Raw genomic sequence first — 22,402 nt, forward strand, 5'->3', positions numbered from 1 at the left:
GAAATATTCGCGCGCCCCCGCGTCAGTTCACGATTTCACTCTCTTCGACGAACATATTCGCCCATGCACGGTCGATCAGATCGGGACTCATCTGATAGGGAATGCCCTCGAATTCGCAGATCGAGATCATCTGGTCGATCAGGAACACCGGCTGATAATTGGCATAGACGTTGTCGATTTCAGGATATTTCTTTTTCAGCAGGTGGACCAGCGACGCCTCATCCAGCGCTATCTGCTTTTTGCGCGCGACCATGGCAAAGATCTTGAGAAAATCTGCTTGGCTCGGTCCGTCGATCTTGATCTTGTAAAAGATCCGGCGCAGCGCGGCCTGATCGAAAATCTTGTTCGGATGGAAGTTGGTCGAAAAGATCGCGAGTGTGTCGAATGGCACTTCGAATTTTTCACCAGACTGAAGGGCAAGGATATCCTTGCTCTCTTCCAGCGGCACGATCCAGCGGTTGACCAGATTTTGCGGTGGCTCGGCCTGACGGCCAAGGTCGTCGACGATGAAAATGCCGCCGGTTGATTTCAGCTGAAGCGACGCCTGATAGGTGCGCGCTGTCGGGTTATAGACGAGGTCCAGCATGTCGAGCGTCAGTTCACCACCGGTAATGACCGTCGGCCGCTCGCAACGCACATAGCGCGCATCGAACGTGCGGCGACGGCGCAGGGAATTAGGGTCGTCAGACTCGGCCTCGGCCTTGGAGTGGACAATGGGATCGTAGACGGTGATGACTTGGCCCGCGTATTCGATGGCCATCGGTACGTAGATCTTGTCGCCCATTGCGTCGCGGATACCGTTGGAAATACTGGATTTACCATTGCCCGGCGGGCCATACATCAGGATTGAGCGGCCTGCGCTAACGGCGGGGCCCAACTGATCCAGCAGGCTGGGCGGCAAGACCAGATGGCCCATCGCGCCGGTCAGCTGGTCACGGGTGATCTGGATATTGCGGATCGACTGGCGCTGCACCTGCTCGGCATAGACGGCCAGTGGTACGGGCATGGGGCCGAAATATTCGGATTGCGCCAGCGCATCCAGCGCGCGCGCCTTGCCTGCATCTGTCAGCTGATAGCCCATTTCGCTGCCTGCCGTCGCGCTCATCGTGCCGGTCGCTTCCAGCAGGCGCTGCTCGCGCGCAAGATCGACCAGCTCTTGGGTGACGGTGCGAGGAAGACAGACGGCGACCGCGATTTCGCTGACCAGGGTCACGTTTTTGCGGAATATGGTTTTAAGCAGGATGTCGCGCATCATCACCACATTCACGCGCATGTCGGCCATTGTCGTGGGGGGCGGGGGCGGTTGCACGCCTTTGGACGTCACTTGCATGTTCATGGAATCACGGCCTCAGCTAATCGGGTCAGGTTGCCGGGAAACATGCCTGCAAATCTAGGGCAAAATAAGGCCGCCAATTGGCGTCATGGCGGCACTGGGTTCGGTCCCGGCCAAGGCGCCTTGCACGAGGTAGATCGCCAGCGCGCCGCCTAGCGACAGACCCATCGGGTATTTGCCCTCGCGGGTCCAACTGACCCAGTGGGGCGCCAATCTGCGTAAGGCCGTATGCTTGGCTATGCGGTGGATAATGTAGCCAAAGAACATCGTGGCGGCGAGGATGAGTAGCACCAGTTTGAGATCGCCGATCGCGACAAAGGGCGCGGCGGCGGCGGCGAACTTGGCATCGCCCGCCCCCAGAGCGCCAATGGCGTTCAGCGCGATCCCGGCCAATAGCACGACCACCAGATGCACCCAGCGCCATGCGTAAATGTCGAGGGGCAGGGCAATGAGCCCGATGACCAGATATATCGCGACCAGCGCCATCACCGCGTTGTTTGGGATCTTCATGTCGCGCAGATCGCTCCACGCGACCCAGAGGCATATGGGCAACACGAAGGGTAGGAACCACAGGGCGGCGTAGGCAGAGATATACATGGGCGTCGCCCCTTAGGTCGCAGCTTTAGTTGGTCACATTGCCTTCCAGCGCGCTCAGGCTGCGCACGGCGGCTTCGAAATGCTGTGGATGGGTTTCAACCGCGTCGCGAAGCAGGCCTTTGCCCGTCTCGACGTCGCCTTGCTTGATAGCCGACAGACCCAACGTATAGAGCAATTGAGCGCGCTCGGTCTGGCTGACGGACATCACGGGCATCGCGTAATTGCGCTGCGCGCCGCGGGCAAGAACAAGGTTGTTCTTGGCGGTAAAGAGCGAGGTGTCCTGCCGGACCGCGTCGGAAAACAGACGTTCGGCATCGGCGAAATCGCCACGGCTAAGTTTTGAATATCCCCAGTTATTCATGACGTTGGCAGGGCGGGTGGTGAGTCCCACGGCCGTTTCATAAAAACTGTCGGCCTTCGTCCAGTTCTTGTTGCTGTCTGCGACCATCGCCGCAAGGCGGTAGCGCTTGAACGTCTCGTAGGTTGGGGGGACGGAGTCCAGGACGGCTTCGGCGCGGTCCCATTCGTTGTTGCGAATCAACGCATCAGCTAGGTCGACGCGGTCTTCGTCGGTTGTGTCTTTGTGATCGACCACCTTTTTCCAGGCGGCGACACCTTCGGTGTTTCGGCTGGCACGCACGAGCGACTTGGCGAGGCCACGTCGAAGATCAATGCGGTCCGGCTTTTCTGCGGTGCTGCGCTGGAAATACGTGACCGCCTCATTCGCGTCGGAAACCGATAGCATCACGTCGTTGAGGTTGCTCTCGTCGACGACGTTGACGCCTTCGAACTCGCGATCGGCTTTCTTGTTCTTGTCGCACCCGGACAGGACGACTGCCCCTGCCACGCAGAGCGATAGTAGGATGGGGTGGCGCATTTTTGCGTCCTTTTACTGCCTCGCCTCGTCTTGGTATCTGCGCGTTTAGGGAATTGACCTAATTAGATAGTCGCTGCTACCGCGCCGCACCAATTTATAATCTTGCTCTTGTTCACCATCATAGACCGAAATTTCCTGTTTTGCGAGAGCCAAGCGCAGATTGTCGCGAATTGAGTCACTTTCGCCATTGTCCAGCGCATATGCGCGGCGAAACACCTGTTCGGCCTCGGCGATTTCGCCTTGCTCCATCAGCGTGACACCCAGATTGTTCCACGCCTCGGGCGAGCGTTCGTCCTTGTCGATAGCCTGGCGCAGCAGCTCTTCTGCCTGTCCAACGCGGCCAAGGCCCAAATATGCGCTGCCAAGGCCCAGAAGGATTTCCGAGGTCATGCCCTGTTCCAGTGCGGCGCGGGAAAAAGCCTTGATCGCCAGTTCATGTTCGCCAGCGCTGATCAGACGGTGGCCAACGGTGGCGGCGTCGACTGATTTGCCACTCTTGGCAATGCCGGGCGGATAGGGCCCGCCCTTCACTCCGCCGTCGTCCGAACAGGCGGCGAGTGCCAAGGACAGGGCCACAGACGGGGCCAAGATCACGCGCGTCCATGCCATGTCTTGAAGAAACCGTCCTGTGTTTACTGGGCCGCCGCCGTCAGATCCATGATACCCACGACCGACGGGCCGACCAGAATGATGAGCAATGGAGGCACTGTAAGCATCATGGTTGCCAATGTCATCTTTGTCGGCAGCTTGTTCGCCTTTTCTTCGGCGCGCATGACCCGCTTGTCGCGCATTTCGCCAGCATAAACGCGCAGGGCGTCAGCGATGGACGTGCCGAAAGTCTGCGATTGCACCAGCACTGTGACAAAGCTTGAGATGTCTTGCACTCCGCACCGCTCGCCCATTTCGTTCAGCACCGACGCCTTGTCGCGGCCCGCTTTGATCTGCTGGCTGACGATCTGGAATTCTTCGGCGATGGCGGGAAACGAGGCGCGGATTTCGTTCGCGACGCGGATGATTGACTGATCCAGCGATTGCCCGGCCTCGACGCAGACCAGCATCATGTCCAAGCTGTCGGGAAAACCGTCCGTGATTTCTTCCTGCCGCTGCTGCTGGCGCTTGGTCACCCAGTATTTGGGCGCCATATAGCCCAGACCGCCGGGGCCGAGAATATACATCAAAATCTTGGCCGTGCCGACCTCGCTACCCGATTTGAAGGCGACGTAGTAGATCACACCCAATATAAGGCCACCGACCCCCAGCGCGAACTGTGCAAAATGGAAATAGCGCACGGCATCGCGGTCACGGTAACCGGCCTGCATTAGCTTTTTGCGCATGTCGCTTAGCTGTTTTTCGTCCTGCGGCTCGAGAAAGCCAGCGTATTTGTCCAGCTTTTCGTTCTTGGAGCCGCGCAGGCGCTGCTGCTGGCTCGCGCCCGATTTGCTTTCATGCTGAGTCCGCTTGAGCTTGTCCAGCGGATCTTCGGGCCGGTTCATCATCAAAACAAGCGTGGTCGCGATCAGAAAGACACCCAGCGTGCCGACTGCGATGATCGGGCCGAACGGACCGAGAGCGCCGGTCAGGATGTCGTTGAGGAAGGTCATGGAGTGATCCTTTTCAGACTTTGATGTTCACGAGGGCGCGCATGACAAAGAGGTTGACCGTCAGGAACGCGCCGACCACGAGGCAGGCGGGAATAAACAGCGGATGATCGAGGACATTGTCATAATAATGCGGGTCCAGCAGTTGGATGCCGACCAGCGCCAAAAGGGGGAAGCCCGACAGGAACTTGCCTGACCATTGCGCCTCGGCGGTGATCGCCTTGACCCGGCGAAACAGACGGAACCGCGCGCGGATCACCTTGGCGAGGCCGGCGAGGATCTCGGCCAGGTTGCCGCCCGATTGCTGCTGGATGGTCACCGCGACTGCGAGAAAACGCAGATCCTGCATATCCAATCGATCGGACATATCTTTGAGCGCCTCGCCGATGTCGCGGCCATAGGCTGCCTCATCCGCGATGATGCCGAATTCGGTCGCCAGCGGATCGCCGACTTCTGTGGCAACGATGGAGATGGCGGAGGTGAACGGATGGCCCACTTTGAGCGAGCGTACCATCAGCTCGATCGCGTCAGGCAGCTGTTCCTCCAGCAGGCCCATGCGCTTTTTTGCCTTCATGGAAATCCACATAAAGATACCACCGACGCCCATCGCGATGGACACGGCAATGCGAACCGGCAGCGATGTGCCTGTGCCGACCGTTAGGCCGACAAACGCGAGAAACGACACCAACACCATTAGCATAATCAGCTGTTTGGGCGAAAAGGCGATGGCCGCCTTCTGCGCCTTGGTCGCCAGCACCGAATAGAGCGGAAAGCGACGCGAGCGCAGATGCAATTGCATCTCCTTGCGCAGCTTTTCCATCACTTCATCACGGCGCGCGCCCTTGTCCAGCATTTCGAGACGGCGGTTCACACGGTTGTTGAGGCTGATCGACTTGCCGAAAACGGTCAGGTAGATCCCTTCGACCAGCACGAGAACGCCGACAAAGATTAGACCGTAGATAATTGGCTCTGCACTGATGTTCATTTGGATTGCTCCGGTGTCACGGGTTCATAGAGAGATGCGGGCAGGTCGTAGCCCCAGAGGCGGAATCGCTCGGAGAAGTTCGAGCGCACGCCGGTCGCGGTGAAATGGCCGATAATCTTATTCTCGGGCGTGAGTCCGACGCGCTGAAAGCGGAAAATCTCCTGCATTGAGATCACCTCGCCCTCCATCCCCGTCACCTCCGTGATCGACGTCATGCGGCGGCTACCATCCTGAAGGCGCGAGGCCTGCACGATCAGATGCACGGCGCTTGCGATCTGGCTACGCACGGCCTTGAGCGGCATTTCGATGCCCGCCATCGCCACCATGTTTTCCAATCGACTGACACCGTCGCGCGGGTTGTTCGCGTGGATCGTCGTCATAGAGCCGTCATGGCCGGTGTTCATGGCCTGCAGCATGTCAATAACTTCTTCGCCGCGTGTCTCGCCGACAATGATGCGGTCGGGGCGCATCCGCAGCGCGTTTTTCAGGCAGTCGCGGGGAGAAACCTCGCCTTTGCCCTCGACGTTGGGCGGGCGGCTTTCCATTCGGCCAACATGGACCTGTTGCAGTTGAAGTTCGGCGGTGTCTTCGATGGTCAGAATCCGCTCGGCATTGTCGATGAAGGAAGACAGCGCGTTCAGAGTAGTCGTTTTACCAGAACCGGTTCCGCCCGAGACAATGATGTTCAGGCGACACGCGACGGCGGCTTGCAGATATGCGGCCATTTCCTCGGAGAAGGCGCCGAAATTCACTAGATCGTCGATGCCAAGCTTGTCTTTTTTGAACTTGCGGATGGATACGAGGCTGCCGTCAACCGCAACGGGCGGCACCATCGCGTTAAAGCGTGAGCCGTCCAGCAGGCGCGCGTCTACATAGGGATTCGATTCGTCCACGCGACGTCCCACAGCGCTGACGATCTTGTCGATGATGCGCAGCAGATGCTTTTCGTCCTTGAAGGTAATGTCGCTCAATTCCAGAATGCCGTCGCGCTCGATGAATATCTGATGCGGGCCGTTAACGAGGATGTCGTTTACGGTGTCGTCCTTCAGCAGCGTTTCCAGCGGGCCGAGGCCGCGCACTTCGTCGTATAGCTCCTGCGTCAGTGTCGTGCGGTCTTCGCGGTTCAGAACGATGCTACGCTCTTCGAGGACTTCGGCGGTGATGGCGCCTATTTCCTCGCGCAGGTCCTGCTCAGTGGCCGTGTCCAGCGCGCCGAGGTTCAAGTTGTCCAGAAGGGCGCGGTGCATGTCCAGCTTGATTTCGCTCAGCCGATCCTTGCGCTTGCGCTCTTTGTCCTGTGGTCCGAGATCAGCCTTGGCCGGGGCGGTGGGACGGCGCAGGCTGGCGGGCTTCGGCGGGGCTGCAGGCGCCGCGGCGACCGTCTTGGCAGGGGTGTTGCCTGCGGGTTTAACCGGGGCTGCCTGCCCGGCGACGGGCTTTTTGTAGCGTGAGAACATCTGGTCGTTACCTTTCTACAGCCCGCTTCACGCGGCTGCTGCGTCGCTTTTGCCGATGGCGTGAATGGAGGCTGCCAGCTTGGCGATCTCCTTGCGCAGCGGATTCTTGGGGGCTGAACTGGCCAAGGGCTGTCCGTGATCGGCGCCCTGACTGACGGCCTTGCCGCCATCGGGCAGCTGCAATTCGATGCTAATTTCCAAGCTTTCGGACATACGCTTGACCCGGCTCTTGCCGCTCATGTCGGTGAACTTCGGCGCACGGTTCATGCAAAAGCGCAGCCGTTCCAGAGGCAGATCCTCAGCCTTGAGCGCGCGTTTCAGGCGCAGCGTATTCTGAGCTGAGCGCATGTCCATTTCCAGCGTGACGAAGTAAATCTGCGCGGCGCACAGCACCGTTTCGGTCCACTGCACCAGCGTGGTGGGCATGTCGACGATGACATAGTCGAAATGCTTGCGCGCCTGATCCAGCACGCGGGTCACGTCTTCGGGCGAGATCATGTCTAGCGGTAGCATTTCAGGCGGCGCGGTCAGCACCCACAAGCGGTCCTGATAGCTGACCAGCGCCTGTTTGAAGATATCTTCGTCCATGGTTTCGGTGTCGGACCACATCTCGAACACCGGCTCGCGACGCGGCAGATCGAGGAAGGTCGAGATCGATCCGAATTGCAGTCCCATGTCCAGAATGCACACGCGTGGGGCATTGTTCTTGGACGCGTTCGCCAGCTCCCATGCAAGGTTGACGGCAAGCGTCGTCGCGCCGGTGCCGCCGGCAAGGCCGTGGACGCCCAGAACGATGCCATCCTCGCCGTTGGCGATGGGTGCCGAGGCAGTGGTATCGGGCGCTTCGGCGGGTTTGCGCAACCGGTCGATGGCGGCCTGCAATTCGCCCTCGGGGAGGGGGTATGGCACGAATTCGTCTGCGCCCTGGCGCAGAAGACTGTGCAGCGCGGCGGGGCTGACATCATCGGCGATCAGGATCACCTTGATCTTGAGCACGCCGGCGAGGTCGATGATCTCGCCGATGGTCCCCAGGTCGGCCTCGTCATCCTCATCGATGGCGATGGCGATGAATTCCATCGTCTGCGCATCAAGCTGGCCCAGAAAAGCCAGCGCCTCGGGGAATCCCAGATCGCCCCACGCCTCGCCGACGGCGGCCTCCATGTCTTCGATCAACAGATCGAAGTTGGTGACGTCGCGGCTGATCGTGCACGCGGCGAGCGGGCTGGGGTCCGGTTGGTTCATCGCGTTGCTCATTGCGTCATCATCCTATCCTGCGCGTCTCTGCGCGTTCGGCCTTCCTTGAACGGGCCGCCCTTCGCGAAACGAAACGGTTATCCGAATCCCGGCCTGCATATCTGGCGCAGATCGGTTTTACTTAGGAGCAAGATCACCGAAAATATTGGCAACAATAGGGCCGGATTGCCGTAATTGTGCGTTCAGGCGGATCGACAAAGGCGCAGGCAGGCCAAAAAAAAACCCGCCGGCGATGCGGCGGGTTTCTAGGTGTCCCGGCAAGCCGGGCAGGGAGAAATCGTATAAAACGTCCCTATTCTTCTGTGAGAGTTGCCGAACTCTTGGCCATCTTGATTTCAGAGGCCGGCTTGGCGCTAGCGATGTATTCGCGATAGATGACCTGCGCGTATTTTCCGTCCATGATGATGGGATGCGAACTTACAAAGCCCGAAACTTCGGTCACTGTACGCCGGTTGCGCCGTTCGCGGCCCTGCGTGACGATCAGCGGCTGTGTTTCACCGAACGAGACGACGGCTTCGAGACGCGCGGTGCTGATACCTTGGGTCGCCAGATATCCGACGACGGCACGCGCACGGCGCAAGCCAAGAGTCTTGTTGTAGCCGGGCGATCCAACCTTGTCTGTATGGCCGTACACCTTAAAGCGTACTTCGGGAAACTGGCGAATCCACGCTGCCTGCACGCGCAGTGTATCGCGAGCAACGGCGTCCAACTGGTCCGAATTGAACCCGAAGTTGACGGTGCTCGGCACTTCGCTGGCGAAGCGGTTTGAAAGGTCATAGACGTAGCCGCGCTCGCCGTTCATCACTTGCGTGTTCTGCATCGTAGCGCCACCGAAATTGCCGCCATCGACCAGCGCGCCTGCTTCGGAAAAATACGATCCACGTACCTGCGGATCAGCGGCACATCCGGCCAGCGCCAGGATCGGCAGCATTGAAAGAGTTCTCTTCATGTACTCCGCTCCCTTCATCAATCCATCACATAGCCATAAGAGCCGCTGAAATCCTGATTGGCAACTTCTCCCGCGCCGCCTGTAGTGGGGCGGGCATCGCGGGCAACGCGCCCGTTCAGGAACAGATCGGCCTCGGAAGGCAGCTTGACCCGGTCGGTCGGCAGCGCCAGCGCCTCTCCCCGTGTGGGCGTGACCAGATGGGCGGTGACGATGATTACCAGCTCGGTTTGCGAGCGTTGGTAATCGGCACTGCGGAATAGCGCGCCGATGATCGGCACGTCGCCCAGCCATGGCACCTGACCGTTACTATCGCGGAAATCGTCCTGCAGGAGGCCGGCAATGGCAAAGCTCTCTCCATCGCGCAAGGCCACCGTTGTGGATGCATCACGGCGACGGAAGCCACTGATATTGAAGCCGTTTCCGACGAATCCGTTTGCAGGGTCCAACGACGAGACGGCAGCAGCCATCTCGAGATTGATGATTCCGTCATCCAGAACGCGCGGTACAAAGTTCAGCTCGACGCCGAATGGTTTGAATTCAACCGTGATCGCGCCGTTTTCCTGACTGACCGGGATGGGGTACTCTCCACCGGCGAGGAATTTGGCCTCTTGGCCCGAGAGGGCCGTCAGGTTCGGTTCGGCCAAGGTGCGCACGACGCCCTTGGTCTCGAGCGCCTGCAAAAGGATGCCGATCTGCGCCGATCCAGCGTTAAAGCCAAAGAACGCAGCGCCGTTGTTGGGAGTACCCAGATTGGAGGTGCCGGGTGTTACGCCGACGGGCGCTACGTTGGAAACGATGCCATTGGTCGCTACACCGGCACCAAGGCCCGCAGCCGACAAGCCGTCGATCGCCAGCGATGCCGACAGGCTCTTCGCTACGTTCCGCTGCATTTCTGCAAATCGGACCTTCAGCATGACCTGCTGTTTGCCCGACACGCTCATCAGGTTTGATACCCGCTCGGGTGCATATCGCTCGGCCAAATCCAGCGCGCGCTGCATGCGCGGTGTGCTGGAGACGGTACCAGACAGCACGATGCCATCATTGGCGGTGCGCACTTCGATCTGCTCATTTGGCAGAATCTGACGCAGTCGTTCCTTGAATTCCGATACGTCGGCACTGACATGCACGTCGACATTGGCGATGAGCCGCCCGTTTTCATCGAGCAACGTCAGCGTAGTGCGCCCCGGCGTCTTGCCCAGCACATAGATTGTGCGGTCCGACAGCGTCGAGAAATCGGCGATAGCCGGGTTCGCGATGCTCAGTTCGGCGAACGGCACATCGCTTTCGACCACGACCGCGCGGTTCATCGCGACGCTTAGGTCGCGCCCCGATCCCTTGCGCACGACGTGCAGCGCCTCTGAATGAACGGGTGTCGGCGCGTTCGCCATTACCCCGGTCAGCCCGACGAGGGCTGCCGCAAATAGATTAGTCATTTTCATGTGACCTGCCTTCCGATCACGCCTCAATTTATGGGTCTTGTTGCCCTTGGATACGGCGACACTGCGTTACTTTTCATTATTATTCAAGAATCAATGACACTTGGCGGGTGATTTAATACTTTTCATCAAAAGAGTTGCACGAAAGAGACGGGGCGCCGCAGAAGCAGCGCCCCGAAAATCGGCAATGTTGTGATGTGCTTGGTGGTTCAGTTGGTGCAGGGGATCTGCGTTTCGATCACTTCGCCGCCACGGCGCGTCCGGATCGAACAAACCTCGGCGCGGGGGGCTTGAACCGGTACGGGGGCCGCCGCGAGGCCCAGCAATTGGCGCTGATCGACCTCAATGGCCGAGGCGACTGTATCGTCCTGCGTGCCAACTAGGCTGAGTGCGAGACGCCCGGTTGCCTGAGCCTGCGCCAGTGCGGCCACCTGTTCGGGGCGCACGACGACTGTGACGGTGCGCGCGATGCTGGCTTCGGCGATATCGGCGTTCGATGACTGGTCGACGGCGATCAATTTGACTCCGGCCTCAATTAGCTTGGTGACGTCGCCTTCGCTGTCGCCCTCGGTGCGCATACCGCCGCGACCGATATTACCGGTCCAGTAAACGTCGACCCGGTCGCCTGGCCGCAGGAAGCCGGATACACCAGACATGCTGTCAACCTTGATCGCGAAGGCGCGCATACCGCGCCCCAGTTTGGTGGTGATTCCGGCATCCTGGCCGGGTTCGGTCACCTTGACGGCGAGGATGACCTCCATCTCTTCCATGGCGCGTAGCACTGTGCGCGGCTCACCCTCGCCCTTGGGAAACAGCTCTTCTTTGGTGCGAAAGACGCCTTCGGGTAGTGATGCGGTGGGGTAGGCGACCTGTCTCACGTCGTCCGGCAGGATCCGCTCGCCGTACTCCATAGAGCGGTTCAAGATGTAAATATCGACCGTCTCGATGACTGTCGGGCGCGCCTGACGCTCCAGCTCGAGGGCGTTCTGATAATTCTGGATATAGCTCTTGGCCATGAAGACTGCGAAACCCGCAAGGGCAAGCCCGAGAACAAGTACCAGTCCAAACATCAAGCGCATGGCTTATCCTTTCAATCGTTCCTACCGGGCGCCGCGCCGAATGGCAGGCGGCCCAGGTTGTCGGAACCATGACACGTGAATGTGGTCAAAGATTGATCGCGTCGCGGCTCTTTTGCGGCACGAGACCGCGTAGTTAATTCATTCTCCGAGCGACGTTACTTCGACGCCCTGTCCGATCTTGGAGGCCAGCGTGACGACGCCAGTGCGCGCGGAGGCGGCCGCTGCGAGACCGAGGCCGACGACGGCTGCAGTCAGCACGACCCAATCGACCGTGACGGCGCCGCTCTCGTCGCGTAGCCAGGATGCGATGAAGTTAAACATAATATGCTCGCTCATTGTAAATTCGTTCTCATTACGAGTGCAAAAGGTGCGCGAACGATAGTTTGCGTGCGGCGCCACGATGGCACCCCGAAGGGCAGAAGAGCCGCAAATCATCGACTTGCGGCTCTTCGTAGTCAGGCGTTCAATTCAGAACGGGGCTTGTTGGATGCCGCCGTCTTACGGTGCGCCAGCAACGACAGTGGCGCCAACGCCGGTTTCGATCTTGGTGGCCAGCGTCTCGACCGAAGTCTTAACAGTTGCCACACCGGCAACGCCCAGGCCGACGACGGCTGCGGTCAGCACGACCCAGTCAACTGTTACGGCGCCGTCTTCGTCTGCACTGAAATTCTTGATGAAATTGATCATGTTGTTGTCCCTCCAAAGGATCACTAGGTTACTCAGGTTTCTACCGTCTTGCTGATCTGGGCCGCTTCTCTCTGTTGGCCCTCAGCGCGTCGGATGAGTTAATATAGCCAGTGAATGAAGGCACAAATTGGGCGTGAATGGTGCGATTTTGGAGCGCTATGTTTTTTCTGCACGTTGCTGATCTAACTCTATGTAAAGTAAGTGAATAAATGATTGAAAAAATTACTTGGTTGCCCATTTGTGTTTGAAAATTGGGGTCGTGACGCCCTCTTTCGCCCGCCGGGGCTGGCGCGAAGGCGTGTTTTTTGCGATTATTTGCGGAAAATAACATTGCAGCAGTCAGGCCAATCCATTGCGATACTCAATTGCACCCTTGCTGGCAGCCCTGCTGCTGGGCGGCGCGCCCGCTGCGGCGGGCGATCCCGCACCCTTTCCTGAATTTACCTTCAAGATGAGCAAGCCCCCTGCGAAAGGCACGGCCAAGCGCATTACCGTACAGATCGAGCCGGGCGATCAGCCCGCCCCGGCGCCCAGCACGCCGCGCGCGGACGGCGAGGATACCCCCGCGGACGTCCCGGCAATACGGGTCGCGACCTATGGCTGGTTCTGGGATCATGTGCCGCCCGGCTATGCGGATGCCGGCACAGTGCGCTTTGATGAGGCGCTGGGCGTGCTTGCCAAACCGCCCGAGGGTCAGCCTGCGCCGCGCTACCGTTTGCAAGACATTCAGGACATCGCAACGGCACAGGGGCAGAATATACTAAAGGCGACCATTGGCACCAACGTATCGCCCGCGCTGGTGCTGGCGGTGATCGCAGTGGAATCGGGTGGTCGCAGAACAGCGGTCAGCGAAAAGGGCGCGCAAGGGCTGATGCAGCTGATCCCGGATACGGCCGCCCGCTTTGGCGTGACTGATAGTTTGTCGGAGGCCGAGAATATCAGGGGCGGGGTCGCCTACCTCGAGTGGCTTCTAAACGAGTTCAAGGGCGACCCCATCCTTGCACTGGCCGGTTACAACGCGGGCGAGAATGCGGTGAAGGCGAACAAAGGCGTGCCTCCCTATAGTGAGACGCGCGATTACGTGCCCAAGGTGCTGGCCGCCTACGACCTCGCGCGCGGGCTGTGCAAGACGCGGCCGCAGTTCATCTCGGACGGTTGCGCGCTGAATCTGGCGATGGCCAACTGACTAGAGCCAACTGAAAAGGGCGGCACCTGTTGGCACCGCCCTCATGATCGTGACGAAATCCTGTGTGCAGTTTGGCCCGTTCAGACGATGGTTGCTTCGGTCGCTGCGCGCAGCTCGTCTTCGGTGACGCCATCCGCCATCTCGACGATCTTCAGCCCGCCCTCGACCACGTCTAACACGCCCAGGTTGGTGATGATGCGGTCCACGACCCCTGTGCCTGTCAGCGGCAGAGAGCATTCCTTCAGCAGCTTGCTGTCGCCATGCTTGTTGGTGTGGTCCATCACGACGATGACGCGACCAACGCCCGCGACGAGGTCCATCGCGCCGCCCATGCCCTTGACCAGCTTGCCGGGAATCATCCAGTTCGCCAGATCACCGTTTTCGGCAACCTCCATCGCGCCCAGGATCGCTGCTGCGATCTTACCGCCCCGGATCATGCCAAAACTGGTGGCAGAGTCGAAATATGAGGTGCGACTCAGTTCAGTAATGGTTTGCTTGCCCGCATTGATGAGGTCGGGATCCTCCTCGCCTTCATAGGGAAAGGCGCCCATACCCAGCATTCCGTTCTCGGATTGAAGGGTGATTTCCTTGTCACCGACATAGTTGGCCACCAGTGTCGGAATACCGATGCCGAGGTTGACATACATGCCGTCTTCCAGCTCTTGCGCGGCGCGCTCGGCTATTTGGTTGCGGTCCCAGGGCATTATGCGGTCTCCCTCTTGCGGGTGGTGCGTTGTTCAATCCGTTTCTCGTGATCGCCCTGAATAAGGCGGTGCACATAGATGCCGGGCAGGTGGATGTTGTCGGGATCCAGTGAGCCGCGCGGCACGATTTCCTCGACCTCGGCGACGCACACCTTGCCGCACATCGCGGCGGGCGGATTAAAATTGCGTGCGGTCTTGCGGAAAATCAGGTTGCCGGTGTCGTCGGCCTTCCACGCCTTGATGATGGACAGGTCCGCGACAATCCCGCGCTCAAGGATATAGGTTTCGCCGTCGAAATCCTTGTGTTCCTTGCCTTCGGCGACCTGTGTGCCGACACCGGTTTTCGTGTAGAAACCGGGGATGCCAGCACCGCCAGCGCGCATCCGTTCGGCCAATGTGCCTTGCGGGTTGAACTCGATCTCCAGCTCGCCGGCCAGATATTGACGCATGAATTCGGCGTTCTCGCCCACGTATGAGCTGAGCATTTTTTTCACCTGGCGCGTTTGCAGCAGGATGCCGATGCCGAAATCGTCGACGCCCGCATTGTTGCTGGCAAAGGTCAGATCCTTTGTCCCGGCCTCTTTGATCGCTTGCAATAGCAATTCGGGAATGCCGCACAGTCCAAATCCGCCAGCGGCGATGGTCATGCCGTCAAACAGCAGACCATCCAGCGCATCGGCGGCGTTTGCATACACTTTTTTCATGAAAAATCCCTCTCAAGCACGGTCCTTGAGGTTGTGGGCAGCGGCGCAGCGAGAGTCAATGCCGCCGCCGCCCAAACTGCGGCCGATAGGGGGGATCAGCCGATATCGGCCTCTAGTATTAGATGACGCGAACCTGCGTGCCGACGGGCGTCAGCGCGAACAGTTCCTGGATCTTGGCATTATAGAGGCCGATGCAGCCAGAGGACGATTTGCGCCCGATTTTGCGTGTGTCATGCGTGCCGTGGATCAGGTAGGCGGGCCATGTCAGATACATCGCGTGCGTGCCGAGCGGATTGTCAGGACCGGCAGGCATGAAATCAGGCAGCGATGGATCGCGCCTCTTCATGTTCGCGGTGGGCGTCCAGGTGGGGCCGACCTTCTTGCGAACGATCGAGGTGTATCCGGTGCGCGTCAACTCGTCCGTCATGGGAACCGAGCTGGGATAGACCCGATAATCGGTGCCGTTCGAGTTCCAGAAATGCACGGCGCGCGAAGCGGTGTCGCACACGATTGCGCCCTTGCCCAGCGTGTCAAAGTGATCCTGCCAGTTCTGCGTGACAAAGGCTGACGAGTTGCGGCGCGCGCCGTCAACATCCTGCGCGCGCAAAATGCCTGGCGTCGCCAGTGTGGTAAGCGCGGCGGCGCCGCCAATCAATGCGGTGCGGCGGTTGAATCTAGTGTCGGTCATGACTCTGGTCCTCTTATTCTGTTGGGCGGCATAGCGCGCCCTTAGCAGCTTACATGGCGATTAACTGTGATAAGTGCCAATAACAATGACGTGTAGCATGGCAGCTTTGCGCCTAGTGCATGGCTGTTTTTTTTATGCCGCGCGCGCGCCCGGATCACTCTCCGGACGCTGCATTTTTGACTGCGGTTTTTTTGACTGCGGGCTTCTTGGTGGCCGTCTTTTTAGTGGCAGCCTTTTTCGCAGCAGGCTTCTTGGCTGCTGCTTTTTTCTTGGGCGCGGCTTTTTTGCCCTTGCCGGATTTTGCGGCCTTCTCGGCGATCAGCTCGATCGCCATGGCGATGGTCACATCGTCCGGCTCGGTCCCCTTGGGGAGGGTCGCGTTAACCTTTTCCCATTTGACGTAGGGACCATAGCGCCCGTCCATCACGTTGATCGCGCCGCCACCTTGGGGATGCTCTCCCAACTCCTTGAGCGGCGCGACTGCTGCCCGCCCGGCACCCCGACTGGCAAGTTTTTGCGCCAGAACCTCGACCGCGCGGTTCATGCCGATGGTAAAGACTTCGTCAACTTCCTTGAGGTTGGCATAGAGTTTGCCGTGTTTCACAAACGGTCCGTAACGCCCGATCCCGGCCTCAATCAGTTCGCCGTCATCGGGATGCGCGCCCACTTCGCGCGGCAGGCTGAGCAACGTCAGCGCCTTTTCCAGATCCATCGCGTCGGTCGTCCAGCCCTTTGGCAGGGACGAGCGGGGCGGCTTCTTGTTCTCTTCGGTGACCTCGCCGCGCTGGACGTATGGGCCGAAGCGGCCCGAACGCAGGCTGATCTCGTCGCCCTGATCCTCACCCAGCACGCGGTCACCACCCTCTGCGGAGTCGCCGCCGATGGGCCGGGTATAGCGGCACTCAGGATAGTTGCCGCAGCCGACAAAGCCGCCTGATTTCGACGTCTTGAGGTGCAGCTTGCCCTCGCCGCAAAGCGGACAGGTGCGCGGATCGCTGCCATCCTCGCGCGGGGGGTAAAGGGTGGGGGCCAAAGCGTCATCCAGGACGTCCAGCACCTCGGAGATGCGCAGCTCGGACGTCTCGGCGATGGCGGCGGAGAAATCGCGCCAGAAACGGGTCAGGATATCTTTCCAGTCAGCGTTGCCGGCGCTGACATGGTCCAGTTCTTCCTCGAGATTGGCGGTGAACTCATACCCGACATACTGCTTGAAGAAGTTGAGCAGGAAGATCGTGACAATGCGCCCCTTGTCCTCGGGGATCAGGCGATTGCCGTCTTTGCGGACATATTCGCGGTCCTGAATCGTGGTAACGATGCTGGCATAGGTCGAGGGGCGGCCGATGCCCAGCTCTTCCATCCGCTTGACCAGCGTCGCCTCGGTATAGCGGGGCGGTGGCTGGGTGTGCGATTGCAGGCCCAGCACGGCAGCATTTTCAGCCAGAATGGCGGAATCGTGACGGGCCATGCCATTTGCAGCATCCTCGATCACGCTTTCGGATTTGTCGGCCTTGGCGAATTGCTCGCGCAGGCCGGATTTGGCGAACGGCGCCTTATCGCCCTCGGTGATCTGGGGCAGGCGTGCGTCGTCATCGCCGTCCGCCACATCGTCACGGCCTTCCTCATAGACGCGCAGGAAACCGTCGAACAATACGACCTGACCGGTGGCGCGCAGACCGACCTGGCCGTCATCGCTGCCGATTTCGACAGTGGTACGCTCCAGGCGCGCGCCTTCCATTTGGCAGGCAAGGGTCCGCTTCCAGATCAGATCGTAGAGGCGGGCCTGATCACGGTCGGTGATTTTCAACGCCGCCGCATCGCGCGTCATTTCGGTGGGGCGGATGCATTCATGCGCTTCTTGCGCATTCTTGGCCTTGTTTTTGTAGATGCGCGGCGCGGACGGCACATATTCCTTGCCATACCGCTCGGCGATGGCGTCACGGGCAGCAGTTACGGCCTCGGGGGCCATGTCGATGCCGTCGGTCCGCATGTATGTGATGTGACCCGCTTCATACAAACGCTGCGCCGCGCTCATTGTTTGGCGCGCGCCCATGCCGAACTTGCGGCTGGCCTCCTGCTGGAGGGTGGAGGTCATAAAGGGAGCGCTGGGATTGCGACTGGCCGGTTTCGCCTCAACCGAGGTGACCTTCAGCGCGCGGCTAGACACTGCCTGCACGGCCATTTCAGCTTGAGTGGCGTTCGCCAGATCGAATTTATCCAGCTTCTTGCCAGTCAGCGTCGTCAGCCGCGCCTCATATTCCTGACCGCGCGGGGTAGATAGCAGCGCCTTGACGGACCAGTATTCGCGCGGGTTGAACGCTTCGATCTCCATCTCGCGCTCGACGATGAGGCGCAAACAGACCGACTGCACGCGGCCAGCTGACTTTGCGCCGGGCAGTTTGCGCCAGAGAACGGGGCTGAGGTTAAAGCCCACCAGATAATCCAGTGCGCGGCGGGCGAGGTAAGCCTCGACCAGCGGCGCGTCGACCTGCCTTGGGTTGGCCATCGCCTCGGTCACTGCGGTCTTGGTGATGGCGTTGAACACGACGCGGCTAACCGGCGTGTCCTTGTTGATCGACTTACGCTTGCGCAGCGCCTCTTCGAGATGCCAGCTAATCGCCTCACCCTCGCGGTCGGGGTCGGTCGCGAGGATCAATGCGTTGTCATCCGCCAGCGCGTCGGCAATCGCCTTGACGTGCTTGCGGCTGTCCGCGCCGATCTCCCACTTCATATCAAAGCCGTTGTCGGGATCGACCGAGCCGTCCTTGGGCGGCAGATCCCGCACGTGTCCGTAGGACGCCAGAACGGTGTAGCCGGGCCCAAGATACTTCTCGATTGTCTTGGCTTTGGCCGGGGATTCGACGACGACGACGGGCATAAAATTCCTCTCCACTCGGAACGGCGCTTATGGCGGCGCAACATGTGGGGGCGCAAGGGGGATTGTCAATGCGGGGCGTTTGCGTGCTGCGTGGGCGGCGTTAACTCACTCAGCCAGCGACAAAAGCCCGCCAGCCTGCCGCCGTATGCGTCCGTCAAGTTCCAGATCAATAAGCGCCGGCGCGACGGCGCGGGCCGGTGCGGAGAGGTCGCGGATCAATTGATCCTCGGCCAGCGGCGAGGGGCCCAGCCGGTCAAGAATACGAGTGTGCAAATCTGCGGTGTCGCGCAGGGTGCGCTGCTCGGGCGGTGGGGTAGGGATGATGTCGGCAAGGGGTAGTTCGGGCGTGGAGGGGTCGACTGGCAGCGCCTCGATCACATCGGCAGCGCTGCGAACAAGCCGTGCGCCGTCGCGGATCAGCATATTGCACCCCGCGGCGCGCGCGTCGAACGGATGCCCCGGTATGGCCAGCACTTCGCGCCCCTGATCCAGCGCGTTACGCGCCGTGATGAGTGAGCCGGACTTGGCCGCAGCCTCGACCACGACAACGGCGCCTGCCAGCCCGCTGATGATGCGGTTGCGGCGCGGAAAGTGTCGCGCCTGCGGGACCGTTCCCATCGGCATTTCCGACACGCGCAACCCGTTGCGCAGAATGTCTTGTGCCAGCTGCGTATTCTCGGCGGGATACATGACGTCGACGCCGCCTGCCATGACGGCGATGGTGCCACCCTCCAGCGTTGCGGCATGCGCGGCAGTGTCGACCCCACGCGCCAGTCCCGAGACGATGACGTAGCCCTCCTTGGATAGCTCACTCGCCAGTGCGCGGGCCATGCGTGTGCCCAGCGAAGATGCGTTGCGCGCGCCGACCATTGCGACCTTGGGCCGCGCCAGCGCGCCGATATCACCCATCGCCCACAGCATCGGGGGCGGGTCGGGGATGTCGCGCAATGCTGCGGGATATAGCGGGTCCGTCACGCACATCAGCTGCGCGCCGGCCATACGCGCCGCGCGCATTTCCGCCAGCACCACGCCCTCGGGGCAGGTGGTGTAATCGTTCATACCGGCGGTCTTGGCGACCTCGGGCAGGGCCTGCAATGCGGCCTGTGCGGTGCCATGTTCGGCCAGCAGACGGTAAAAGGTGGCGACGCCCACGCGCCGCGATCGCAAGAGACGAAGCCACGATACCCGATCATCTTCCGTGGTGGGTGGGAGTGGGGGGTGAGTGGAAGGATGTGTTTCCTCAGACATCGTGGCTCCATCTGCTTGCAGAATCAGGTGTAGCGCACGGATGGTTAACAGGCGGTAAACCTTACTCCGAAATCAGGCACACTGCCGCACGTCGCGCGCCTCAAGCCCTTTTTCTTGGTCCAAACATCCAAAAATCTTCACCCTCCAACGGCGCGGACCGCACCGATTAGCTACCCGAGCCGCCCACCGTCAGCCCGCCAATCATCAAGGTCGGTTGTCCGACGCCCACCGGCACCCATTGGCCCGCCTTGCCGCAATTGCCCATGCCCGGATCCAACGCCATGTCATTCCCCAATGCGCGAATCTGTTGCAGCGCCGTCGCGCCGTCGCCGATCAGCGTGGCACCCTTGACCGGCGCGCCGACCTTGCCGTTCTGCACACGGTACGCCTCGGTGCAGGAGAACACGAACTTGCCGTTGGTGATATCGACCTGCCCGCCGCCAAAGCCGACAGCGTAGATGCCGTCCTTGAGGTCCGCCACGATATCGCCCGGTGCCGCGTCGCCGCCCAGCATATAGGTGTTGGTCATGCGCGGCATCGGCACATGGGCATAGCTTTCGCGGCGGCCATTGCCGGTGGCCTCGGTGCCCATCAGACGCGCGTTCTGGCGGTCCTGCATGTAGCCGACCAGGATGCCGTCCTCGATCAGAACGTTGCGGCGCGATGGCGTGCCTTCATCGTCGATGGTGATGCTGCCGCGCCGGTCGGGGATGGTGCCGTCATCCAGAACGGTCACGCCCTTGGACGCGATGCGCTGGCCCATCAGCCCGGCGAAGGCCGACGCGCCCTTGCGATTGAAATCGCCCTCAAGGCCATGACCGATCGCCTCGTGCAGCAGGATGCCCGGCCAGCCGGGGCCAAGCACGACGTCCATCACGCCAGCAGGCGCAGGCACGGCGGCGAGGTTCACCGTGGCAATACGCAGTGCTTCGCGCGCCTTTGCCTGCCAGTCAGTGGGGTCGATCAGCCCATCAAGGCCGACGCGACCGCCACCGCCCGCGGTGCCGGATTCGCGGCGACCATCCTGCTCGACGATGACCGACACGTTGACGCGCGTCATCGGGCGCACGTCGCGCAGATGGGTGCCGTCGGGGCGCAGGATCTCGACCTCCTGACAGGAGGCGGCGATCACCGCCGAAACCTGAACGACGCGCGAATCCAGATCGCGGGCAAAGGCGTCAATCTCGCGCAGCGTCTCGATCTTGACCGGAAAGCTGGCGCCATTGATCGGATCGTCGTCTGTATAAAGGCGCGCGTTCGTCGGCTGAGGGCTGGGGGCCATCACGCCGCCGCCATCCCCGACCGCGAGGCGCGCGGTGTCGACGGCGCGGCTGAGCGCCGCCTCGGTGATGTCCGAGCCGTGGGCATATCCCACCGCCTCGCCGCGCACGGCGCGCAGGCCGAATCCCTCGCCCGCATCATAGCTGGCCGTTTTTATCCGGCCATCGTCGAACACCAACGCCTCGCTGCGCGCGCGCTCTAGGAACAGCTCGCCATCGTCGGCGCCCGCCGTCGCGCGGGCCAGATGGGCGAGGGCAGCGTCCTTGTCCAGATTATCCTCAAACGGGCGAAAGGGTGTGTCGGGCATGGGAAGCGTCCTGATTTTTATGGCCCAGAGGCGGCATGGGGCTGGGCGTGGGCTGCATTTCGGTCCTAATGTGCCGGAGATGGTCGACACCATTATCAGAATGTAGTGCTGGTGCGCGTCGTTTTTCGGTCTAAATCGTGTAAAGCGTCCGATTGCCGCAACCGTCATTCTTGTCTCAGGACAAGATATATGTTTTTAACGGGCACAGATACAACGGGGCCGTGCGGCGGCGTACCGCCCCTGCAACGCCATATCCGCTTCAACCGATCAAGGTGCCATATGCGATACATTTCCACTTTGCTGACCGCGACGGCGGCATTTACAGCCCTTCCCGCGCTGGCGCAGGACAAACTCGAGATCGTGGGTAAGCCGATTCCGGGCGGGATCGGGTTCCAGCCGGCTGTGACCGAACTGGCCAGCGACATCCACTGGCTGGACAACATGGTGCTGATCATCATCGCGCTCATCACCCTTCTCGTCACTGTATTGCTGATCTATGCGATCTTCCGTTTTAACCGCAAGGTGAACCCGACGCCGGCCAAGTTCACCCATAATTCGCCCATCGAAGTGGCATGGACGATCGTTCCGATCCTGATCCTTGTGTTCATCGGTGCTTATTCGTTGCCCGTGCTGTTCAAGCAGCAGGAAATCCCCGAGGCGGATATCAATATCAAGGTGACCGGCTATCAGTGGTATTGGGGCTACGAGTATACTGATCACGAGTTCGGGTTTGAGAGCTTCATGATCGGCGAGGGCAAGGTGCTGAACGACGACGTGATCGCCGAACTGGAAGAGGCTGGTTATAGCCGCGATGAATTCAAGCTGGCGACAGATACCGCTGTCGTCGTGCCGATCGGCAAGACGATCGTAATGCAAGTGACCGGCGCTGACGTGATCCACAGCTGGACCATTCCAGCCTTTGGCGTCAAGCAGGACGCTGTTCCCGGCCGCCTTGCGCAGCTGTGGTTCAAGGCCGAGCGTGAGGGCGTCTATTTCGGCCAGTGCAGCGAGCTGTGCGGCAAAGATCACGCCTATATGCCGATCACCGTCAAGGTCGTTAGCCAAGAGGCCTATGACGAATGGCTGCAAGGCGCGATTGAAGAATACGCCAGTCTGCCCGTGCAGGACGCCTACAAGGTCGCATCGACGCAGTAACG

21 protein-coding genes are annotated in these 22,402 nt (G+C 60.5%); 2 read left to right on the plus strand and 19 right to left on the minus strand.

The window, feature by feature from the left end; translation table 11 throughout:
- Positions 1–22 precede the first annotated feature (22 nt).
- From U3654_RS02210 to U3654_RS02270, 13 genes are all read right to left on the minus strand, one after another.
- Entirely contained in the window at positions 23–1,336 is a 1,314-nt protein-coding gene (locus tag U3654_RS02210) for an ATPase (RefSeq protein ID WP_324753729.1), read from the minus strand.
- 54 nt (positions 1,337–1,390) lie between these two features.
- Positions 1,391–1,930: a prepilin peptidase gene (locus tag U3654_RS02215; RefSeq protein WP_324753730.1), complete on the minus strand. Its 540-nt coding sequence runs from the start codon at positions 1,928–1,930 to the stop codon at positions 1,391–1,393.
- Positions 1,931–1,955: 25 nt separating this feature from the next.
- On the minus strand, positions 1,956–2,807 hold the full coding sequence (locus tag U3654_RS02220) for a tetratricopeptide repeat protein (protein WP_324753731.1): 852 nt from the start codon (positions 2,805–2,807) through the stop codon (positions 1,956–1,958).
- A 45-nt stretch (positions 2,808–2,852) separates the two neighbouring features.
- Entirely contained in the window at positions 2,853–3,416 is a 564-nt protein-coding gene (locus tag U3654_RS02225) for a tetratricopeptide repeat protein (RefSeq protein WP_324753732.1), read from the minus strand.
- Between the two features lie 23 nt (positions 3,417–3,439).
- A complete protein-coding gene (locus tag U3654_RS02230; protein WP_324753733.1) occupies positions 3,440–4,408 on the minus strand; it encodes a type II secretion system F family protein in 969 nt (322 codons plus the stop codon).
- Between the two features lie 13 nt (positions 4,409–4,421).
- Complete coding sequence (locus U3654_RS02235; RefSeq protein WP_324753734.1) at positions 4,422–5,390, minus strand: type II secretion system F family protein; 969 nt, start codon at positions 5,388–5,390, stop codon at positions 4,422–4,424.
- Entirely contained in the window at positions 5,387–6,847 is a 1,461-nt protein-coding gene (locus tag U3654_RS02240; protein WP_324753735.1) for a CpaF family protein, read from the minus strand. Before U3654_RS02240 ends, U3654_RS02235 begins: the two co-directional genes overlap by 4 nt.
- A 27-nt stretch (positions 6,848–6,874) precedes the next feature.
- Positions 6,875–8,101: an AAA family ATPase gene (locus U3654_RS02245; protein WP_324753736.1), complete on the minus strand. Its 1,227-nt coding sequence runs from the start codon at positions 8,099–8,101 to the stop codon at positions 6,875–6,877.
- A gap of 292 nt (positions 8,102–8,393) precedes the next feature.
- On the minus strand, positions 8,394–9,050 hold the full coding sequence (locus tag U3654_RS02250; protein WP_324753737.1) for an OmpA family protein: 657 nt from the start codon (positions 9,048–9,050) through the stop codon (positions 8,394–8,396).
- A 17-nt stretch (positions 9,051–9,067) separates the two neighbouring features.
- Entirely contained in the window at positions 9,068–10,489 is a 1,422-nt protein-coding gene (locus U3654_RS02255; protein ID WP_324753738.1) for a type II and III secretion system protein family protein, read from the minus strand.
- 206 nt (positions 10,490–10,695) lie between these two features.
- Positions 10,696–11,565, minus strand: a complete 870-nt coding sequence (cpaB, locus tag U3654_RS02260; RefSeq protein ID WP_324753739.1) for a Flp pilus assembly protein CpaB — start codon at positions 11,563–11,565, stop codon at positions 10,696–10,698.
- 138 nt (positions 11,566–11,703) lie between these two features.
- Entirely contained in the window at positions 11,704–11,901 is a 198-nt protein-coding gene (locus U3654_RS02265; protein WP_416384543.1) for a hypothetical protein, read from the minus strand.
- 162 nt (positions 11,902–12,063) lie between these two features.
- Entirely contained in the window at positions 12,064–12,252 is a 189-nt protein-coding gene (locus tag U3654_RS02270) for a hypothetical protein (RefSeq protein ID WP_324753740.1), read from the minus strand.
- 352 nt (positions 12,253–12,604) lie between these two features.
- Between U3654_RS02270 and U3654_RS02275 the strand changes: the two genes are divergently transcribed.
- On the plus strand, positions 12,605–13,438 hold the full coding sequence (locus tag U3654_RS02275) for a lytic transglycosylase domain-containing protein (RefSeq protein WP_324753741.1): 834 nt from the start codon (positions 12,605–12,607) through the stop codon (positions 13,436–13,438).
- 80 nt (positions 13,439–13,518) lie between these two features.
- Here the strand turns inward: U3654_RS02275 and U3654_RS02280 are convergent, their stop codons facing one another.
- The 6 genes from U3654_RS02280 to tldD all read right to left on the minus strand — a co-directional run bounded on the left by U3654_RS02280 (position 13,519) and on the right by tldD (position 21,245).
- Positions 13,519–14,142: a 3-oxoacid CoA-transferase subunit B gene (locus U3654_RS02280; protein ID WP_324753742.1), complete on the minus strand. Its 624-nt coding sequence runs from the start codon at positions 14,140–14,142 to the stop codon at positions 13,519–13,521.
- A complete protein-coding gene (locus U3654_RS02285; RefSeq protein WP_324753743.1) occupies positions 14,142–14,846 on the minus strand; it encodes a CoA transferase subunit A in 705 nt (234 codons plus the stop codon). The genes U3654_RS02280 and U3654_RS02285 overlap by 1 nt, the downstream gene beginning before the upstream one ends.
- 118 nt (positions 14,847–14,964) lie before the next feature.
- Entirely contained in the window at positions 14,965–15,534 is a 570-nt protein-coding gene (locus U3654_RS02290; RefSeq protein ID WP_324753744.1) for a L,D-transpeptidase, read from the minus strand.
- Between the two features lie 154 nt (positions 15,535–15,688).
- Complete coding sequence (gene topA, locus U3654_RS02295; RefSeq protein ID WP_324753745.1) at positions 15,689–18,409, minus strand: type I DNA topoisomerase; 2,721 nt, start codon at positions 18,407–18,409, stop codon at positions 15,689–15,691.
- A 105-nt stretch (positions 18,410–18,514) separates the two neighbouring features.
- On the minus strand, positions 18,515–19,657 hold the full coding sequence (gene dprA / locus U3654_RS02300; RefSeq protein ID WP_324753746.1) for a DNA-processing protein DprA: 1,143 nt from the start codon (positions 19,655–19,657) through the stop codon (positions 18,515–18,517).
- A 166-nt stretch (positions 19,658–19,823) separates the two neighbouring features.
- On the minus strand, positions 19,824–21,245 hold the full coding sequence (tldD, locus tag U3654_RS02305) for a metalloprotease TldD (protein WP_324753747.1): 1,422 nt from the start codon (positions 21,243–21,245) through the stop codon (positions 19,824–19,826).
- A 279-nt stretch (positions 21,246–21,524) separates the two neighbouring features.
- On the opposite strand from tldD, the gene coxB reads away from it, so the two are divergent.
- Positions 21,525–22,400, plus strand: coding sequence for a cytochrome c oxidase subunit II (coxB, locus tag U3654_RS02310; protein WP_324753748.1), 876 nt, complete (start codon positions 21,525–21,527; stop codon positions 22,398–22,400).
- Positions 22,401–22,402 lie beyond the last annotated feature (2 nt).

This window comes from Roseovarius sp. Pro17, assembly GCF_035599575.1.
In the GTDB taxonomy this organism is placed as follows: Bacteria; Pseudomonadota; Alphaproteobacteria; order Rhodobacterales; family Rhodobacteraceae; genus Roseovarius.

Coding starts and splice junctions, on each gene's coding strand:
- U3654_RS02210 (WP_324753729.1), bottom strand. CDS start 1,336: ATGAACATGCAAGTGACGTCCAAAGGCGTGCAACCGCCCCCGCCCCCC.
- U3654_RS02215 (WP_324753730.1), bottom strand. CDS start 1,930: ATGTATATCTCTGCCTACGCCGCCCTGTGGTTCCTACCCTTCGTGTTG.
- U3654_RS02220 (WP_324753731.1), bottom strand. CDS start 2,807: ATGCGCCACCCCATCCTACTATCGCTCTGCGTGGCAGGGGCAGTCGTC.
- U3654_RS02225 (WP_324753732.1), bottom strand. CDS start 3,416: ATGGCATGGACGCGCGTGATCTTGGCCCCGTCTGTGGCCCTGTCCTTG.
- U3654_RS02230 (WP_324753733.1), bottom strand. CDS start 4,408: ATGACCTTCCTCAACGACATCCTGACCGGCGCTCTCGGTCCGTTCGGC.
- U3654_RS02235 (WP_324753734.1), bottom strand. CDS start 5,390: ATGAACATCAGTGCAGAGCCAATTATCTACGGTCTAATCTTTGTCGGC.
- U3654_RS02240 (WP_324753735.1), bottom strand. CDS start 6,847: ATGTTCTCACGCTACAAAAAGCCCGTCGCCGGGCAGGCAGCCCCGGTT.
- U3654_RS02245 (WP_324753736.1), bottom strand. CDS start 8,101: ATGAGCAACGCGATGAACCAACCGGACCCCAGCCCGCTCGCCGCGTGC.
- U3654_RS02250 (WP_324753737.1), bottom strand. CDS start 9,050: ATGAAGAGAACTCTTTCAATGCTGCCGATCCTGGCGCTGGCCGGATGT.
- U3654_RS02255 (WP_324753738.1), bottom strand. CDS start 10,489: ATGAAAATGACTAATCTATTTGCGGCAGCCCTCGTCGGGCTGACCGGG.
- cpaB (WP_324753739.1), bottom strand. CDS start 11,565: ATGCGCTTGATGTTTGGACTGGTACTTGTTCTCGGGCTTGCCCTTGCG.
- U3654_RS02265 (WP_416384543.1), bottom strand. CDS start 11,901: ATGAGCGAGCATATTATGTTTAACTTCATCGCATCCTGGCTACGCGAC.
- U3654_RS02270 (WP_324753740.1), bottom strand. CDS start 12,252: ATGATCAATTTCATCAAGAATTTCAGTGCAGACGAAGACGGCGCCGTA.
- U3654_RS02280 (WP_324753742.1), bottom strand. CDS start 14,142: ATGCCCTGGGACCGCAACCAAATAGCCGAGCGCGCCGCGCAAGAGCTG.
- U3654_RS02285 (WP_324753743.1), bottom strand. CDS start 14,846: ATGAAAAAAGTGTATGCAAACGCCGCCGATGCGCTGGATGGTCTGCTG.
- U3654_RS02290 (WP_324753744.1), bottom strand. CDS start 15,534: ATGACCGACACTAGATTCAACCGCCGCACCGCATTGATTGGCGGCGCC.
- topA (WP_324753745.1), bottom strand. CDS start 18,409: ATGCCCGTCGTCGTCGTCGAATCCCCGGCCAAAGCCAAGACAATCGAG.
- dprA (WP_324753746.1), bottom strand. CDS start 19,657: ATGTCTGAGGAAACACATCCTTCCACTCACCCCCCACTCCCACCCACC.
- tldD (WP_324753747.1), bottom strand. CDS start 21,245: ATGCCCGACACACCCTTTCGCCCGTTTGAGGATAATCTGGACAAGGAC.
- coxB (WP_324753748.1), top strand. CDS start 21,525: ATGCGATACATTTCCACTTTGCTGACCGCGACGGCGGCATTTACAGCC.